The sequence below is a fragment of the Pseudoalteromonas sp. OFAV1 genome (assembly GCF_021532595.1).
GTDB classification, from domain to species: domain Bacteria; phylum Pseudomonadota; class Gammaproteobacteria; order Enterobacterales; family Alteromonadaceae; genus Pseudoalteromonas; species Pseudoalteromonas lipolytica_C.
On the sequence record NZ_JAKGBG010000003.1, the window covers coordinates 75641 to 94292 of the forward strand.

Annotated in this window: 17 protein-coding genes; 1 reads left to right on the forward strand and 16 read right to left on the reverse strand. The window is 41.0% G+C overall.

Annotated elements, in window-relative coordinates; genetic code table 11:
• Positions 1-5 precede the first annotated feature (5 nt).
• Complete coding sequence (locus L1267_RS02520; protein WP_138558168.1) at positions 6-2228, reverse strand: GGDEF/EAL domain-containing response regulator; 2223 nt, start codon at positions 2226-2228, stop codon at positions 6-8.
• 224 nt (positions 2229-2452) lie between these two features.
• On the reverse strand, positions 2453-3211 hold the full coding sequence (gene miaE / locus L1267_RS02525; protein WP_135926255.1) for a tRNA isopentenyl-2-thiomethyl-A-37 hydroxylase MiaE: 759 nt from the start codon (positions 3209-3211) through the stop codon (positions 2453-2455).
• A gap of 230 nt (positions 3212-3441) precedes the next feature.
• Between miaE and L1267_RS02530 the strand changes: the two genes are divergently transcribed.
• Entirely contained in the window at positions 3442-4041 is a 600-nt protein-coding gene (locus L1267_RS02530; protein WP_135923973.1) for a Yip1 family protein, read from the forward strand.
• A 77-nt stretch (positions 4042-4118) separates the two neighbouring features.
• On the opposite strand, the gene purF is transcribed toward L1267_RS02530, so the two are convergent.
• The 14 genes from purF to nlpI form a co-directional block, all read right to left on the reverse strand.
• A complete protein-coding gene (gene purF, locus L1267_RS02535) occupies positions 4119-5645 on the reverse strand; it encodes an amidophosphoribosyltransferase (RefSeq protein WP_135923972.1) in 1527 nt (508 codons plus the stop codon).
• A gap of 18 nt (positions 5646-5663) precedes the next feature.
• Positions 5664-6158: a CvpA family protein gene (locus tag L1267_RS02540; RefSeq protein WP_135923971.1), complete on the reverse strand. Its 495-nt coding sequence runs from the start codon at positions 6156-6158 to the stop codon at positions 5664-5666.
• A gap of 449 nt (positions 6159-6607) precedes the next feature.
• Positions 6608-7261 (reverse strand): SPOR domain-containing protein, encoded by a 654-nt coding sequence (locus L1267_RS02545; protein ID WP_235382035.1) that lies wholly within the window; start codon positions 7259-7261, stop codon positions 6608-6610.
• 11 nt (positions 7262-7272) lie between these two features.
• Positions 7273-8538, reverse strand: coding sequence for a bifunctional tetrahydrofolate synthase/dihydrofolate synthase (gene folC / locus L1267_RS02550; RefSeq protein WP_138557818.1), 1266 nt, complete (start codon positions 8536-8538; stop codon positions 7273-7275).
• A 25-nt stretch (positions 8539-8563) separates the two neighbouring features.
• Positions 8564-9439, reverse strand: a complete 876-nt coding sequence (gene accD, locus L1267_RS02555; protein ID WP_135923968.1) for an acetyl-CoA carboxylase, carboxyltransferase subunit beta — start codon at positions 9437-9439, stop codon at positions 8564-8566.
• Between the two features lie 158 nt (positions 9440-9597).
• Positions 9598-10392 (reverse strand): tRNA pseudouridine(38-40) synthase TruA, encoded by a 795-nt coding sequence (gene truA, locus L1267_RS02560; protein WP_135923967.1) that lies wholly within the window; start codon positions 10390-10392, stop codon positions 9598-9600.
• A 102-nt stretch (positions 10393-10494) separates the two neighbouring features.
• A complete protein-coding gene (locus tag L1267_RS02565; RefSeq protein WP_135923966.1) occupies positions 10495-10827 on the reverse strand; it encodes a Na+/H+ antiporter subunit G in 333 nt (110 codons plus the stop codon).
• Positions 10828-10835: 8 nt separating this feature from the next.
• The gene (locus L1267_RS02570; RefSeq protein ID WP_135923965.1) at positions 10836-11105 is read right to left on the reverse strand and encodes a K+/H+ antiporter subunit F; all 270 of its coding nucleotides are present in this window, start codon (positions 11103-11105) and stop codon (positions 10836-10838) included.
• On the reverse strand, positions 11099-11635 hold the full coding sequence (locus L1267_RS02575; RefSeq protein ID WP_138557817.1) for a Na+/H+ antiporter subunit E: 537 nt from the start codon (positions 11633-11635) through the stop codon (positions 11099-11101). The genes L1267_RS02570 and L1267_RS02575 overlap by 7 nt, the downstream gene beginning before the upstream one ends.
• Positions 11635-13152, reverse strand: coding sequence for a monovalent cation/H+ antiporter subunit D (locus L1267_RS02580; RefSeq protein WP_138557816.1), 1518 nt, complete (start codon positions 13150-13152; stop codon positions 11635-11637). Before L1267_RS02580 ends, L1267_RS02575 begins: the two co-directional genes overlap by 1 nt.
• Positions 13149-13493 carry a Na+/H+ antiporter subunit C gene (locus L1267_RS02585; protein WP_135923962.1) on the reverse strand — a complete coding sequence of 115 codons (345 nt, stop codon included), beginning with the start codon at positions 13491-13493 and terminating at the stop codon, positions 13149-13151. The genes L1267_RS02580 and L1267_RS02585 overlap by 4 nt, the downstream gene beginning before the upstream one ends.
• A complete protein-coding gene (locus tag L1267_RS02590) occupies positions 13493-16285 on the reverse strand; it encodes a monovalent cation/H+ antiporter subunit A (RefSeq protein ID WP_138557815.1) in 2793 nt (930 codons plus the stop codon). Before L1267_RS02590 ends, L1267_RS02585 begins: the two co-directional genes overlap by 1 nt.
• A gap of 212 nt (positions 16286-16497) precedes the next feature.
• Positions 16498-17532 (reverse strand): hypothetical protein, encoded by a 1035-nt coding sequence (locus tag L1267_RS02595; RefSeq protein ID WP_235382036.1) that lies wholly within the window; start codon positions 17530-17532, stop codon positions 16498-16500.
• A 151-nt stretch (positions 17533-17683) separates the two neighbouring features.
• Positions 17684-18562, reverse strand: coding sequence for a lipoprotein NlpI (nlpI, locus tag L1267_RS02600; protein ID WP_135923959.1), 879 nt, complete (start codon positions 18560-18562; stop codon positions 17684-17686).
• Positions 18563-18652 lie beyond the last annotated feature (90 nt).

The window sequence follows — 18652 nt, forward strand, 5'->3', positions numbered from 1 at the left end:
AATAGTTAATTATACCTGCCCTTTAGCCACTGCAATGCATCATCATAAAACATGGGTTTTGCGTAATAGTAGCCCTGCCCTATGTAACACCCAGCTTCAATAAGCCAGTTGTGTTCAGCTTCTGTTTCAATGCCCTCAGCTGTTACTTCAAAGCCGAATTTTTCTGCCAGCAACATTATCATTTCGATAATGTGTTGGTTAGATTTTGACTCTTGAATATCGGTTACAAAGCAGCGATCTATTTTTATTATCTGCGCAGGAATTTCGCTAATATGGGCAAGTGACGAATAGCCAGTACCAAAATCATCAATACTAATTTTTATACCCAAGCCCGCAAAACGACATAAACATGTATTGATCTTTTCATAGTTAAAAATCGCTTGAGTCTCTGTTACTTCAAGCTCAAGTAACGAAGGTGAAATGCCATACTCCTCAATGCGTGCTGCAACCTCAACAAAGTAATCATCGGCTAACAAATCAAACGTCGATGCATTAAACGCGATTGGCAAACTAACGCCCTGCTCTGCAAATTGCTTAATCGTCTGCATTATTTTATCGAAAATAAGTTTGTCTAACTCACTGATAAGCCCTGCAGTTTCGGCAAGTGCAATAAACTCATCGGGTCTGACAAATGTTCCATCATCTCTTTGCCATCGCGCCAATGCTTCAAAACCAATCACTTCATCTGTGGTTAAATTAATCTTAGGCTGTAGGGCTACTTGAAGTTCTTTGTTGCGAATTGCAGTGCGCAACTCTTGCATAAGCTCATAGCGCCGGGTGATTGCTTTGGTATTATCTAACGTATAATAGAGAAGCTCAGCTCTTTGTGAGTTTTCATCATTAAGAGTAGACTCTGCTAAATTGAATATTTGCTCTGCGTTATGATCTTCAAAGGCGATTAGCTGCATAACTAAAATACGCACATCTAAAAACTGTTTTACCCCATCAATTTCAAAAGATTGACGTTTTAAAGAGTCAATAATACTTTCATCTTCAAATGCATGGCTTGACACTAAAACACCTAAACAATCACTTTTAAAAACAGCGATACGAGGGTGATATGGCGCTAAGGCTTGCAAAATATTCTCGCGCATTTTTAGATGTGTTTTTTTACAAAATTCATAGCCAAACCGAAAAGATTTTTCGTCAAACTGAAGTATCTCAAACACCACTAACTGAGTTTCTGCTTGTTCGTATTTGTTCATATTATCGATTTCGCGCTGGAGCCAGTTCCTGTTGGGCATGTTTAGCGTTATATCGGTGTAAGCAAGCTCAGTAAGCCGGTTCATCAGTGCAATATTCGAAAAGCCTGTACTGACATTTTCACTAAATACCTTTAGTAAAAATACATTATGCTCGTCGATGGGAACATCTGATTTAACAATCGTGATGTAATAGCTAATATCAACGTCTGCGGTATCAAAATAAAAAACACTGTAATGCTCAGAAAACACATGCTCTTTTTTATCTCTGGCTGAAATAAACGATTCCTGTGCTTCTTCACTGAGCACATCTGTGCTGAGCTCTTTACCATCAAGCCCTCTATAGCAGCCGATACTAGTTATAACTTTGGGGTGTTTATCAAAGTGCATTTCATTGCCAACGCATAATACGCCGCCTCCCTTAGATAGGTGCAAAATTTTACCTATTTCATCTAGCACCGCGTGAGAAAACGCACGTATATCGTGTTTACTATTAATGCTTCTTGCTGCATCGAGCACTAGCTGCAGTCCTTGTTTAGCACTTGAGATTTGCGAAATGTATTGATACGTACGAAGATGGCTACTAACGATAGATTTAAGCTTATCTACCGTCATATCTGACTTATTCCAGTATTCGTCAATATCAAGCGATTGCATTACTTGTGGTTCAGGAGCAAAGCTTGGTTGTCCTGTTAATAGCACTATGCGTATATCGTTATTGCCTAAAACGTGGCGAATGGTATTTACAAGCCTTAGGCCTGAATCATCTTCTTCCATTACCACATCAAGAAATACAATAGCGATATCTTTATGGCGCGATAAAACAGACGATGCCTCTGACACTGAATTTGCCGTTAATACCTCAAGAGACTCATTGTTATCTAGAGATATGGCATTAAAACTGTTTAGTAATGCTTGTTGGTAGTTTAAGTCATCTTCAACCGTTAAAACTTTCCATGTTTTTTGGGCATACGATTGTTCAGAAGCATCTTCTTTAAACTCGAAAGGCACATTAGAATCACGCATGACTTCTCCTTTTAACAACTTATGATTCTATTTTACGAATGTTAATAGCAACCTAGGTCAAAGGTAGTGCAAGATTTTAAAAGGTACAAATTATTTACTAAAACAACAAATGAATAAGTATTAGAAAAGTAATGAGAATTAGCTAATTTGAATAGGGGTAAAACCCACTAAACTTGGCAAGATAAATGAACTAGAGCGCCAAACAGGCGCTCTGATTTAATATATTATGCAGGCACACCGCTGTGAAATTTAAAGTCTTCATCTGGGGTTGAAATAAGCTCAGCTTCAAGTTGACCAAAAAATTCAACACGCTCAGTAATATCAAACTCACTGATTTCTTGCGCAAGGGTTAGATAATCTTGATAATGGCGCGCTTCAGAGCGCAGGAGTGAGATATAAAAATCACCTAAACGCTTATCAACATGCGGGGCTAATTTAGCAAAACGCTCACAAGAGCGGGCTTCGATGTAAGCACCGATAATTAACTTATCAACTAAAGCATCTGGCTCGTAAGTTTTTACATGGCGAAGCATGCCTTTAGCATAACGACACGGAGTAATACTTTTATATTCAATGCCGTACTCATCCATGATCTCCAACACTTGATAGAAGTGGTGCAGCTCTTCTTTAATAAGCATGACCATTTTATCAATGAGATCTTGCCCATATGGAGAGTTTGATTTTGGGATCATCGACTTAGTCAGCTTGTTTTTATCTGCAAGCTCTCGCCAATCACCTTCACGCTTGTAAATAAGTGTCTCAAAAGGCTTCAACCATTCAAGTAAAGCGTCGCTACTTTCTTTATCAACGGCATATTTGCGAATTAAGAACATCGCGCTTTGCGCCGCTTTTAACTCACAAATAAGGTGATCGATTAAAACTATATCTAAGTTTTCTTTTTTGGTTGCCGCAGCAATCCACTCATCAGGCGTTTCGCACTTTAAAAAAGCATGAATTGGCGCTAACAAATCAGAATAAGGCACTGAATAACTTCTCATCAAAAATCTTGGTTTGATTTTACCACATAATTAAGCCTGCATTCCATGACCCATATCAGTGCAAAGTAATTTCCTATATGCACTAAAGAGTTACATTCAATCGACTGTTTCGATTATTTCAGCTTCTTGACAAGATTTAATTACTGAACCATAACTTAATCAAAGCTGTACAAAAATAAAACAGCTACTATTCCTTTTTTACAGGGGCAACAATTATGATTTTAAACCACTTATGGGGCTTATACGCCCATCCACTCGAAGAATGGCAAACGATTGATAATCGCCATGAGAGTTTGCGCTATAGCCTATCTCATATCCTATTAATTGCATGTATCCCTTCAATTATGGGCTATTATTCGTCGGTTCACTTAGGATGGAGTATTGGTTCTGGTGAAGCTGTATTTTTAACCCATGATAGTGCATTGATGATCGCAGTAGCGATGTATTTTGCACTCATAGTAGGCGTATTTGCGCTTGCTTATCTAGCTCATTGGATGGCAGTAACATTTGGTGCTAAACCCACTTTCACACAAACCCTAGAACTTGCCGCTTATACAGCAACGCCAGTGTTTATGTCGTCATTTGCAGCATTTTTGCCAGAGCTTTGGTTTGTAGTGTGTGTTGGCTTAGTTGCACTTGCCTATTCTGTTTACCTACTTTACACAGGCGTGCCTATTCTCATGCACATTCCTGAGGAAAGAGGTTTTATTTATGCAAGCTCGGTCGTTACTTGCGGGCTTATTCTGTTAGTAATTATTTTAGCTGCAACAGCTATACTCTGGACAAACGGTATTGTTCACCCCATGTTTACTTGATTTCATTATTATTTCCTTTCTTTCCAAAACAAAAAAGGAGCTGTAAAGCTCCTTTTTTATCATCTTGAAAACAGTGACTAGTCAGCGCTATTTTCTTCTTGATTATGAAGTTCTAAACCCGCAGACATAGCATTTTCACGCGTTGATTTTGCTGAATCGTTACGTAAACGGTCAATGTGGTTTAGGTACTCTTGATCAATATCGCCGGTGATGTACTGGCCATCAAATACAGACGTTTCGAAACGAGTGATTTCAGGGTTCTCTTGGCTAACCGCCGCAATCAAGTCATCTAGCGATTGATAGATAAGACCATCCGCACCAATGCTAGCATTGATATCTTCAACTTCACGACCATGAGCAATTAACTCTGCAGCCGATGGCATGTCGATACCATACACGTTCGGGAAACGAATCTCAGGCGCAGCTGAAGCGAAGTAAACGTTCTTTGCACCTGACTCACGAGCCATCTCAACGATTTGTGCTGACGTTGTACCACGAACAATTGAGTCATCAACAAGTAATACGTTTTTACCTTTGAACTCACGGTCAATAGCATTCAGTTTTTGACGAACTGATTTCTTACGCATCTCTTGACCAGGCATGATGAAAGTACGGCCAATGTAACGGTTTTTAACAAAACCTTGGCGGTATGGCAAGTTAAGAGCTGAGGCAATCTCAAGTGCTACATCACATGATGTTTCAGGAATTGGAATAACAACGTCGATGTCTTTGTCGGCCCATTCGCGAGCGATTTTTTCACCTAACTTAGTACCCATGTTTACACGCGTTGCATAAACAGACATACGGTCAATTGTTGAATCTGGGCGCGCAAAGTAAACAAACTCGAAGATACATGGTGAGTAAGTAGCTTTTTCTGCACACGCTTGCGAGAAAAACTGACCGTCTTCAGTAACGTAAATTGCTTCACCTGGCGCAACATCACGCACAAACTCAAAACCATCAGTTTTTAATGCAACGCTTTCAGATGCAAACATATATTCAGTGCCATTTGCAGTTTCACGCTTACCAAAAACTAATGGACGAATACCGTTAGGGTCACGAAAAGCAACAATACCGTGGCCAATGATCATTGCAATTGTTGCATAACCACCTGTCACTTTGTTATTAACTTCGGTTACCGCGGTGAAAATATCTTCTGCATCTAACTTAAGCTTATTTGACTTACTTAACTCATGCGCCACGATATTAAGTAAGATTTCAGAGTCTGATGTTGTATTAACATGACGGCGAGCTTCTGAAAATAATTGCTGCTTTAATGCTTCTGCATTTGTTAAGTTACCATTGTGCGCAAGCGCAATACCAAATGGCGAGTTAACATAGAAAGGTTGCGCCTCAGACGAGCTAGATGAACCAGCTGTCGGATAGCGTACATGGCCAATACCAATAGTGCCTTGCAGACGTTTCATATGACGGGTATGAAACACATCTTTCACTAGGCCATTGGCTTTGCGTAAGCTAAACGTGTTGTTTTCAATGGTAATGATGCCCGCTGCATCTTGACCACGGTGTTGCAAAACAGTTAAGCCGTCATATAACGCCTGATTAACAGGAGAAGTGCCGACTATGCCAACGATACCACACATTAAATTTATCCTCGCCGATTAACGGTTTACCGAATTTAAAAAGCTTGAGTTGTTTTCGAGGTACGAAAAGAACCACTCAACAACAAAGCCAAATTCTGGAATCAAAATAGAGTTGCCCCACCAATGCGTATTTGGTGCACCGGTAAAAGCATCAAGAAAGAAAAGTAACGCGCTCACGACCAACACGCCACGAAGAGCACCAAACACAATGCCAAAAACACGGTCTGTGCCAGATAAACCAGTACGCTGTACAAGTTCACCTAAAATATAGTTTAGTAAACCACCCAACAGGAGTGTCGCAAAAAATAATATGGCAATTGCGGCTGCATTTCTTAAAAGGGGTTCTGAAATACTTGTTAGGAAGGATGCTAAATATTGGTAAAACAAACTAGAGATGATAAATGCGCCAGCCCACACCGCTAAAGACATTGCTTCTTTTATAAAGCCACGTATTAAACCGATGATAGTGGATAGTGCAATAATGCCAAGTATGGCGTAATCAACCCAGATCATAAGAACCAACTAGTCGTTAATTTGGGGCGCATTCTATACCCAAACCACCTGTAGATGCAAGAATTCAGCATGAGATAAAACGTATTTAGGCAAGGCATTGATTGTAGGTAATGGTGTACCCATTAGCAAAATCAATAACGCAGAATAAATACGTTTTAGCCATGCCCTTCGGGCGCTTCACAGAGCTTCCACTACTGTGTTGTGGCAACTTGAAAGGTACCTACATTCCTGTATTGCCACGCCGTGTATTGAAAGCCCTGTGATAGCGCTGAATCATGGATCTACAGGTGGTTTGGGTATAAGAACCACCTGTAGATGCAAGAATTCAGCATGAGATAAAACGTATTTAGGCAAGGCATTGATTGTAGGTAATGGTGTACCCATTAGCAAAATCAATAACGCAGAATAAATACGTTTTAGCCATGCCCTTCGGGCGCTTCAAAGTTAAATCACTTTGTAATTTCAAACTGAGTAACTTTACCATTTAACTTGGTTAACTGCTTTAACTCAGGAAGCTTACTCTCTAACTCTTTCTTGTTAAGTGAAGGACCTACAAAGACTTTTGTCAGTGTGCCGTTCGGGGTTTTTATCGGGCGCGTGAAAGTTTTGAAACCATTCGCTTTTAGTTTTTCTTGAAGCGATTTCACATTAGGTGCATGAGAAAAACTCCCCAATTGAATAACATACGCCATTTTGGTGAGGTTTTCTTCTGGCTTACGGGTTGGCTCAGGAGTATTAGCGACCGGCTTTGCAGGCTCTTGCACTGCAACTTTTGGCTCAGCTTTATTAATCACAGGCTCATCTATTGATGCTTCAATCATTTTCGGGGCATCGCTAAATGATTGCTGTTCTGTTGCCGTTAACTCGGCATCATTAGCTTTAACATCTTCAACAGCAACTTCGGCGGGTTGCTCAGCTGATGCCACTTTATTGTCTATAGCTTGTTGTAAGTCAATCGTGGTGAACTCAGGGCGGTCAGGGATCGCTTTAAAGTTTTCTGCATGATGAACTTTCTCTCCGTCCAAAATATTTGGAATGAAGACAATAGCCGCTACAACCACAATGGTGGTTCCTACTAAGCGATTAATAAACCCTGCGTTCACCGATTTCCTCTCTATTCTTTAAAGTAATTGATAGCAGCAGCCACAGTTATAAATGACCCAAACACAATCAATAAGGTGCTTTTATCTAGCTTTGGTAACATTGCATCTAATGCAGCTTCAACACTCTTATAATGGGTGCTAGGCGCTGTTGATGGCGTTTCTGCTAATGCGCTGGCAAGGTTTTCGACGGTATCTCCGCGAAAACAGTCTAAACTCGCCAACGACCATTCATCAACTACATCGGCCACAGCCGACATAGCAGCCACTTTATCTTTATCTGCAAGCATAGCGACTAATGCATGAATTTTAAACCCTTGATCTTTATACACGCTTAATTTACGTGCTAAATAACGAGCCGACTCTGGGTTATGAGCTACATCAGTAAAAATAAGTGGTTGCTCACTTAGCTGCTGAAAGCGACCTTCAACCGTTAAGTTTGCTAAACAGTCTCTTACTTGTTGTTCATTTGGTAATAAATCAAGCTTACTAAGTAGAGTCAATGCTGTGGCAGCATTTTGACAAGGGATCGCAGGTTTAGCTAAACGCCAGTCATTGGCTTTGTATTGCCAATTAAAGCCTTCACTGTCTTCTGTAAATTTAAAGTCGCGACCTGATAACACCATATCGGCGTTAATTTCATTACCGTAATCAGTTACTGTGTGTGGAATAGCTAAATCGCCAACGATTGCGGGCGTATTGGTACGGAAAATACCGGCTTTATCATACCCAACAAGTTCACGAGTATCACCTAGGTATTCTTTATGGTCTAAATCTATGGTGGTGATCACACAAGCATATGGATTGACTATATTAGTAGCATCATAACGACCACCTAGACCCACTTCTAAGAGTACATAATCAACCGCATGGCGTTTAAAAATAGCTAAAGCGCCCAGTGTTCCGTATTCAAAATAAGTCAGTGGTGTGTCACCTCGGCCTTTTTCGAGCATATCGAAAGCATCAACATGGTATTGATCATCAAGCTCTTGGCCATTAATACGCACGCGTTCGTTGTAACGAATAAGATGCGGAGAAGCATAAGTCCCGACACTAAAACCTTGTGCAAGCAGTAAGCTTTCTAAGCAACGAGCTGTCGTTCCTTTACCATTCGTACCTGCAATAAGGATTATTTTGCTTGATGTATCGAGTAAGCCGACTTGGTTTGCCACACGGTCTACGCGCTCAAGACCCATTTCGATATTGGCTGGATGTACACTTTCTAAATAACAAAGCCAATCATCAAGGCTTGATGATTGGCTAGGAAGGATTTCTGTCATAGCGTTTAATCAGTTAAGCTGAAATTTACGCTACTCTATGCTCTTGTTCAGTAGAAGGCAAGTTCATAAATTTCGCTAAGATACGTGCAAGGGTGTCACGCATTTCACGGCGGTCAACAATCATGTCGATTGCACCATGCTCTAGCAAGAATTCACTGCGTTGGAAACCTTCTGGTAGCGTTTCACGTACTGTTTGCTCGATTACGCGAGGACCCGCAAAACCAATTAATGCTTTAGGCTCTGCAACGTTCACATCACCAAGCATTGCCAGCGATGCAGATACACCACCCATTGTTGGATCAGTTAATACTGAAATAAACGGTAAACCTTTTTCGCTCATCTTTGCAAGCGCAGCACTTGTTTTAGCCATTTGCATTAATGACATAAGGGCTTCTTGCATACGTGCACCACCCGATGCAGAAAAACAAATAAGTGGCATATCATGCTCTAAGCATTGGTCAACAGCTTCAACAAAACGTGCACCTACTACTGACGCCATTGAACCACCCATAAATGAGAATTCAAATGCAACAGCAGCAACAGGAATGCCTTTTAAACGGCCTTTCATTGCAACAAGTGCGTCTTTTTCACCACTTGCTTTTTGTGCTTGGGTGATGCGGTCAGAGTATTTTTTAGAATCTTTAAACTTTAATACGTCTTTTGGTTCGTGTTCAGCACCAATTTCGTGACGATCAGCATCATCTAAAAAGTTTTCTAAACGTTTACGGCCACTTAAGCGCATGTGATGATCACACTTAGGACATACGTTGAGTGCTTTTTCTAATTCTGCTTTGTATAAAATTGAATCACAGTCTGTACACTTAGCCCAAACCCCTTCAGGGATTTCTTTACGACCTGATGATTTAGTCGTTTTAGGTAAGATTTTTTCTAACCAACTCATTTGCAACTCTCTTAAATGCTGTTCTGTGTCGCAGTCTGTTTAATCAAGTATGCTCGATGCACTACTTCTAGTAATTAAACAGACAGATTTTTTCAATTAAAACATGAATTACCCGTAGACGATATAAAAAACTGGTCTTAGTAGTGCAGCACTTTCAGTTAACTATCTGAATCAGGTAAAAACAGAGGTCCTAATGGTGTTTTAGGAATACCAAAGTGTTCAGGGTAATCCACATCCACTAAGTAAAGACCAGCAGCCTTTGCTGTGGCACTTGCCTTAGCGCGTTCTTTTAAATCAAGTAATTCTTTTAACCAGACTGGTTCATGTTTATGCAGACCAATATCCATCAAACAGCCAGTAATATTTCGTACCATATGATGTAAAAATGCATTCGCTTTAATATCAATTATCACATAGTCACCTTGGCGTTTTACCGACAAATGGTGAATCGTACGATTTGCTGTATTCGCTTGGCAATGCAGTGCCCTAAAAGAGGTAAAGTCATGCTCACCAATTAAATACTGACAGGCTTCTTGCATTTTAGTTTCATCGAGTGGGTGATGAAAATGCGTCACCCCTTCGCTCATGATTGCACCGCGATAGGTGTAATTATAAATAACGTAACGATAGCGACGAGCTGTGGCGCTAAAACGAGCATGAAAATCTTCACTGACAGGCTCGGCAAACCGAATAGAAATATCTTTCGGTAACAGGGTATTCATGCCCATTGTGAATGCAACCATTTCACGTTCTGCATGAGTGTCAAAGTGAACCACTTGCCCTGTGCCGTGAACACCAGCATCAGTGCGGCCAGCACATACGATTTCGACTGGGTGATTACAAATCCGCGACAACGCCGTTTCTACTTCTTGCTGTACGCTATTGACATGTGATTGACGTTGCCAACCACTGTAACGGGCGCCGTTGTACTCTACTCCAAGTGCTACTCGCATAATGATCTATTTACCTACTGTGCTAAATGACAGGGCATTTTATGCGATCTGCTCGCGCAATAAAAGCACCCTTGTACTTCACCCTGTTAGCACGATTAGTTTTTAATCGTCCTCAACGTTGTCTAAGCCCTTGGTACCTTCTTTAGCGCGAAGTTTGTGATGAATAGCTGACTTAATCAACATGTAACCACTGATAGGTGCGGTGATCAGTAAGAAAATTGAAATTAGGATCTCTTTAACGCTCACTCCATCATGGTGATAGCTAAAATACACCATTGCAGCGATAAGTAATGATGCCATTCCTAAAGTAGTGGCTTTAGTTGGCCCATGTAAACGCATAAAAAAGTCTGGCATTTTCACTAAGCCAATCGAACCAATCAAAATAAAGCAACCACCAATTAACAGTAAGATTGATACAATCCATTCACTCATTATTTGTTACCTTATTCAATAATATCGCCGCGCAGCAAATATTTACATACTGCAACGGTACTAACAAAACCAAGCATGGCAATTAATAAAGCGGCCTCAAAATAAAGCCCGGTATCCATACTCATGCCATAAAGAATTATCAGCGCAATGGTGTTAATAAACATCGTATCTAGCGCTAATATACGGTCAGGTACCGATGGACCCACTATTAAGCGCCATAAATTTAGTAATAACGAGATGGCGATCATCGCATAGACAATTAAAAATACGGTATCTAGCATCTAAAAATCTCCTTAAGCGGTGCTTCATAGCGCTGCTTAATAGTATTAATTAACGCCTGTTCATCTGCTAAATCGAGCACATGGATCAGTAAATAGCGCTGCTCAATTTCTTCGCCCTCTTCGAGTGACTCAGGAATAGGATAAACCTCTGCACTAACTGTGCCTGGGGTTAGTGACACAGTGCTTGCCAAAATAGTGATTGGCATTTCATGACTTAAATCAAGTGGTACTTTTATAAATCCCGGACGCAACTTTTTAGTCGGCCCGAGTATTAAAAGCGCAACTTGTAAATTGGCAGTGACAATATCGTACAGCACTAAAAGTAAGTACTTAAACGCCAATCCTGGTCTAACAATAAGGGGCTGTGGATCGCGAAATGGAAAAGTGATCCACGGAATTGTTATAGCAAAAAAAGCAGCTAACAGCAGATGCCCTGGCGACACGCTATTATTGAGTAATAACCAAACAACAAAAAGTAATACACTACGAAATGGAGTCGGTAGCCAACTAAAACGAGCTTCTAAACGCATTATTGGCCTCCTTGTAATACATTCTGAATGCCTTGGTTTATATCAAACAATTGCTCAGAGGTTGCTAGCATATATTCAGATATTGGCCCTGCAAAAATAACCATTAACGGCGAGCATGCTAACAGCACAATGACCGCAGTCACTTGTAAAGGGTGTGCTTTTACGCCCTCAATTGCTTCACTATCTTTATATTTGTGATCCCAAAAAAGGCTTGTACCAGCACGCGATATCGCAACCAACAGTGCCAAGCTAGATAAAATATAAATAGGCCAAAACAACATGGCTTTTTCGCTATCTAGAGTACTCTTTAAAATCCAAATTTTACCGACAAAACCTGACAATGGTGGCATACCCACCACGGCAAGTGCCGCAATAACAAAACAAATACCTAACAAGAATGGCTGAGCAACTGCACGCCCCGCCACTAAGCGGTCAGCGACCTTACCGCGCTGCTGCGCAATTAAATCAGCCAATAAAAACAGGACAGCACAAATTACAGTTGAATGAACTAAATAGTAGAGTAACGCAGCTGTGGCAGAGACATTTTGAATGGCCACCAACGCAACGAGAGTACCAACCGACACCACCACCAAGTTGGCAATCAACTTACGGAAATCTTGGCTAGCTAAAACACCAATAGCGCCCATCACAATTGTCGCCAGTGCTAAGCCCCACAACCAAGGCTGTGCCATATGAGCAAGCTCACCTGCATTCTCACCAAATATAACGGTGTATACACGCAGCATGGCATAGACACCTACCTTAGTCATAATCGCAAATAATGCAGCTACCAATGGCATTGCACTTGCGTAAGTATTCGGTAGCCATAAATGTAAAGGTAAGAGCGCGCCCTTTAGTGCAAACACGACAATCAGTAACAAGCCACCTATTTTCGCAAGGTATACATCATCACCTTTTAGTAAAGGGACTTTTTGTGCTAAATCAGCGATATTTAATGTTCCTAGGACACCATATAGAATACCTAACGCGATTAAGAATACACTTGAACCAATTAGGTTTAATATCACGTACTGCAGTGCTGCTCGTGTTTTGTGTTTGTCACCGGCATGCATCAATAGCGAATAAGAGGCAATCAGTAAGACCTCAAAAAATACAAATAGGTTAAACACATCACCAGTTAGAAAAGCACCATTCACACCCAGAATTAAAAAATGGACCAGCGGGTGAAAAAAGCTGCCTTTTTTGTCGTCACCTGCACAGCTATAAAGCACAATCACCGCGCCCAATAGGCTGGTTAGTAGCACCAGTAGTGCAGAGAGCCTATCAGCCACAAGCACAATACCAAAAGGTGCTGACCAATCACCGATAGCATAAACCAGTGATGCAGTAGTATTAACATGAAATAGCAAATAAGCACTTATTAGCAACGTAACTATCGATAAAATAACGGAAGCTACACGACGAATATGTAAGTTTTTACCGCACGGTGGCATTAATAAAATAACGCCCGCCAACATAGGGATTAAAATGGGTAAAGAAGCTAAATGCTGAATCATTTTTGCTCCTTAGATGATTTTAATAAATGACCGTCAACATGATCATTACCCAAATCAGCACGACCACGAATAGCTAAAATAACCACAAAGGCGGTCATCGCAAAACCGATAACTATAGCGGTAAGCACAAGTGCTTGCGGTAATGGATCCGCATACTCACTAGCACTGCCTAGTACTGCAGCTTTATTAATCGTTAAGCGACCTGACGAGAATAAAAATAGGTTAACCGCGTACGATAACATGGTTAAACCAAGCACAACCGGAAAGGTACGTGCTCTTAATATTAAGAAAATCCCGCATGCAACCAGCACGCCCACGCATGATGCGTACAATACTTCCATTAAATATTTACCTCTCGCTTGGGTGTATCGGCAGTCAATTTACCTAAACTTGCCAAAATCATCAGCGTTGCACCTACAACAGTTAAATACACACCTAAATCAAATACGATAGCACTGGCAAGTTCTGTTTTGCCGACTAACGGAATATCAAAATAATCAAACCACGTTGTTAAGAACGGACGGTCAAAGAACCAACTCCCCACACCTGTGAACAACGCAATGGCAATACCTGATGCAATGATTTTGCGATAATTCACATCAAATCTGTCTGCAATCCAGTGTGAACCATTTGCCATATATTGCAAAATAAACGCAATCGCCGTTACTAGACCTGCAATAAAACCACCACCCGGTAAATTGTGACCTCGTAAGAAAATATAAGCAGACACCAATAATGCCAGTGGTAATAGACTTTGCGAAATACTCGACAGTAAGATTGGATAACGCTCTCTAGCCCATGGGCGCCCTTCGCTATCACTTGCCGGCATAAACAATGGCAGATTAATAAGTAATTTATAAATACCTAATGCGGCAATACCCAGTACGGTTATTTCACCAAGGGTATCAAAGCCCCTGAAGTCAACTAAAATCACGTTTACAACGTTAGTACCGCCACCGCCAGTTTTAGCATTGGCAATAAAGAAATCAGAAATTGATTCAAGCGGTCTAGTCAACAGCGCGTAGCAGATACTGGCCACAACAACCCCAACAGCTGAGGAAATCCCTAAGTCACGCAAGACACGCAATGAACTAGATTCTTTAGGGGTACGCTGCGGTAAAAAGAATAATGCGAGCATCAGTAGCATCACAGTGACAACTTCAACTGTTAACTGAGTCAGTGCTAAGTCTGGCGCAGAGAATCGAGTGAAAGCTACAGATACCATCAGACCTACAATTGAAATCATAATCAAAGATATCATTCGCGAACGATGCCAAATAACAGTGACAAGCGCACCGATAATTAACAGACCCGCGCCAATGGCGTTATGAAAATCAATAGGTGTTAATTCACTTGTGCCCGCAAGTTGTTGCATCTCAAACAATGGCCAACCAGCACACATCAAAACAACCGCAATCATTACAAAAGCGTATCGTTGCAATGAACCATTTTCAATACGGTTAACTTTAGCTTGTGACCATTTGATCACAGAATACAGGCCTCGTTCAAAGCCTTTTTTAGCATTTAATGTCGGTAATGAAGCTTGGAAATGGAACAGGTGCTTACGTTGCACATAGATAAGCACACCGCAGCAAGTTGCAATAAAGCTCATTAATAAAGGTAAGTTGAATCCATGCCATACCGAGAGCTTATAATCTGGAGCTGCATCACCAAGTACCGCATACGAAGCAGACGCTAAAATATCGCTCACAGCAAAGTGAGGGAACATACCCACTAATAAACATAACACCACTAAAATTTCGATTGGCACACGCATGTAACGTGGTGGCTCATGAGGCTGTTTAGGTAAATCAATCGGGTCACCATTAAAGAACACGTCATGAATAAAACGTGCAGAATAAGCGACCGATAAAGCACCAGCTATAGTTGCTAAAACCGGAATGAGCCACGACATCGAACCTAGTACTTGCTGATGCAAGGTTTCAGCAAAGAACATTTCTTTCGATAAGAAACCATTTAACAATGGCACACCAGCCATCGCAGCCGCAGCAACCATTGCAAGCGTGGCAGTATAAGGCATAAAGCGCCACATACCGTTTAGTTTGCGCATGTCACGAGTCCCTGTTTCATGATCAATAATACCGGTTGCCATAAACAATGAGGCTTTAAACGTTGCATGGTTAATAATATGGAAAATCGCTGCAACCGTGGCAAGTTCAGTATCTAAACCAAGTAATAACGTGATAAGACCCAAATGACTGATGGTTGAATAAGCAAGTAAACCTTTTAAGTCATGCTTGAATAATGCGATATAAGCGCCAACCAATAAAGTAGCAAGACCAGTCATAGCAACCAAGATAAACCACGTATCAGTGCCTGCTAATGCTGGATAGAAACGGGCAAGCAAAAAGATACCAGCTTTAACCATGGTAGCTGAATGTAGATAGGCACTGACAGGTGTAGGTGCAGCCATTGCATGCGGCAACCAAAAATGAAACGGGAATTGCGCCGATTTAGTAAACGCCCCCAAAAGCACCAATACTAACGCCACTTCGTAAAGCGCATGAGATTGAATGAGTGCTTTACTCGCTAAGATAACATCCAAGTCATAACTACCAACGATGTCACCAATCAATAATAAGCCAGCCAATAGCGCAAGACCGCCCGCCCCTGTAATGGCAAGCGCCATGCGCGCGCCCTTACGGGCTTCAGATTTATGCCACCAATAGCTAATAAGCAAAAAGGAACTAATACTGGTAAGCTCCCAGAATAGCCAAAGCTGGATAACATTATTCGACATTACTATTCCGACCATCGCGGTCATAAATAGCATTAAGTAGCAATAAAGCTTAGGCAGGGAGTCGTTATTACTTAAATAATAACGCGCATAGAAAATCACTAAGGTACCAATACCTAAGATCATGTATAAAAAAAGTAAGGTTAAACCATCAAGTCTAAAAGACACTTGCATGTTTAATAATGGGATCCACTCTGCGCTGTAGCGAATCATTTCACCAGAAAATACCGCAGGTGTGTACGAGAATACTATTCCAAGGGCAAGCAAAGGCGCTAGCATAGTCAAAGCGGTACTTTGATTACGCGTTAGTTTTGAGGTGCAGGATGAAATAACACTGCCGATTAAGGATAACAGGGGTATCCAGAGCAAAGTCATAATTAAGAGCCTTTTAGTGTCATAAGAATATCAATACTGCTGCTAGTTATAATTAGTTGCGTACTGTTCATTTGGATGGTTAAAAGTTGGCTTCAAAAAAAGCTTACAATGCGTATAGTTATACTGATCAGGGGCTATTTTGTCTATAGCAGCCACACCTATTCGCACAAGTTTTAACCACTTTACATACTAAAATAGCAATAAATTGACGATTAGTCAGAAAAACTATGTTTAGTTGAAGCCATTGTAATTGAAGGTTTTAAACCCAAAAAAGCAAAGTAATCTAAAAATCGAACAGGCTTTGTTAAGGGCTGGTTAATTTGCTTTTGCCAAAGTTGTCGATACTGTTCAGACAGCCCCATTAACTGATACTGCATAATTGACCAATCAGGGCTTGGCTTATAGGCCAAATTATTATTACAAGCGATACTCTTTTGCCAGCCTACTGGAGGTTTAAGCTGACGCGCTATAAATAAATTTGGTGCAACATGACCCTGCTGCTGACATAGCCACTGCTGCTTTTGAGTTGGCAATGTGTATTCATCTTCAAAGCCATTAAAATGCATCAACTCATGTAAAAACACAGCATAAGGCTGTGTTGAATTAATATGCATTATTCCGCCACGCACGTTAGCACTGCCCTGTTCAGACATCATAACAATAAAATCAAATCCAGCGGGCCACGTGTAATCTTCTGCCTGATACCAATCACACTGCAGCACATTATCACTGCTGTTACATTGAAATTGGTCTGCTACATAAACAACTTCGCTAAAACAAAAACTGTTGATCGAAGGTTCTGGCTTTGACCCGTAACGTTGCTTAAACAACTTCAGCGTAGCAATTCCATCAGCGTGATCAGTCATCATCAGCACATTAAAATGGCACTGTGGCTGTGCTTTCAAATCATTTAGCGATAACACAAATTGATGTTGTTCAGCATATTGAGGACTTATATTTGCTGTTGCCATGCCTTGTCGTAAATACCAAGATTGTTTGGCATTACCATTTGGCAATTGGCCGCTACGCCACAGCATAGAAATAGCCTGCCATTGTTGATCCGCTGCCAGATGATCAGCTAAGCGTTGTTGCTGTAAAGGACTGAAGCTATCAAACCGAGTTTGCCACCATAATTGCGCAGCAGAGTAATCACCCTTTTGTAAAAATCGCATGGCAAGTTGATAGGTTGCATTAATATTTTTAAGTTCAGCAAGCCTTCGTAATTGCAGGGTTGAAAGTGTGTCCAATTGCGTGTTGAGGGCATTAGGCGCTAGGTGATAAATAGCAACGGCTTGGGAAGGTCTCTTATGAGCGTAAAAAACGTAACTCGGAGAAAACAATGATACTGAGCTTGAAACACAGCCCAAGCTCAGTAAAGTAATAACCAGCAAATAAACACTAGCTCGCGTCTTCACCAGCCATTAACTCAAGTTCTAAGCGAGCGTATTTATATTCAACAAACTCATGCACATTGGTGGCAAGGGCAAGTCTAAAGTAATCAGCAGCCAAGTAATTATCACCTGCCGCTTGATGCATCTTAGCGAGGTAAAAATAGGCTTCACATAAGCGGTGTGCATACTCTTGTTCAGAGGTAACCCCTTCGATGATACCAGACAAGAATTCAAACTCACTGACATCGCCTAGATACAGTGCAAGTAACTGGTAACCCCATTGAGACTCGTCAACACCTTGTGCATTTGCTTTTAAGTCAATTAAGGCCTGTGCTTTATCAGCTTCTGATTGAGCTAAGTAAAGCCAAAGTACACGGTATGGGTCGCTTGGTGAGCGATTTAAAAACTGTTGCAAATCATCTTGAGCAAGTAACGGGCGATCAGCATAGTAGAGCGCAATCCCTCTGTTTAAATAAGCATATTCATGCTGCTCATTTAACTCTAGTGCTGAATCAAAAAACTCATAAGCTTGTTCATACTGTTGCATGAGTGTGTGGTGAATACCTAAAAAGTTATACACCTCAGCTAAATCAGGTTTAAGCTTAATCGCACGGTTAAAATCGATACGTGCCAGTGTCGACATGCCTAAGCTGTCAAATAATACACCGCGGTCATAATAAAGTTTGGCTTGTTGTTCTGCACTCAAATCTGCACGATTTAAAAGTTCAGAGTAGCGCGCAATCGTAATTTCATTGCGGAAATCAGGCAGTAGCGGCGCAGTAAATGGAACATTAACAATCGGAACTGACTCAGGTTGTGAGGTTGTTTGACACGCACTTAAAGAAAAAATAGCCACTGCGGTCAATGCTAAGTGTTTAAAAATCATTAAATTCCTTAATACCTGAATTTTCTGTAGACAAAATCGAAGCTAATAGGTTTCATTAAAGCATAAAAAAAGGGGCTAAACAGCCCCTTT